At 56.2% G+C, this 251-nt stretch carries 1 protein-coding gene; it reads right to left on the reverse strand.

The window, feature by feature from the left end; all coding sequences use genetic code 11:
• The coding region (locus RMT89_RS44440) for an ankyrin repeat domain-containing protein (RefSeq protein ID WP_315889437.1) at window positions 1-251 on the reverse strand (251 nt) is incomplete at both ends.

A 251-nucleotide genomic window follows, 5' to 3' on the forward strand; every position in this document is an offset into this window, starting at 1 on the left:
GATCGGTTGTGGCATCGCAGCTCGTTCTCAGCGTTGCTCAAGAACGACTTGGTCTCTCGTTTGCTCGCAAAATCGATGGGCTTCATGCCAGGCTCGTTTCGAAAGCCGTTGACGTAGTTGTCAAAGCCTTGCTCGCCGACGAGCTTACACTCTTTGTTCCAGTCCGCCCCTGCGAACACCAGTTCTCGGCAGAGTTCCGTGTTCCCCTGCTTCGCCGCTTCGTGAAGGACGCTGTAGCCGGCATAGTCGTT

The sequence above is a fragment of the Streptomyces sp. P17 genome (assembly GCF_032436805.1).
Classification (GTDB): Bacteria; Actinomycetota; Actinomycetes; order Streptomycetales; family Streptomycetaceae; genus Streptomyces.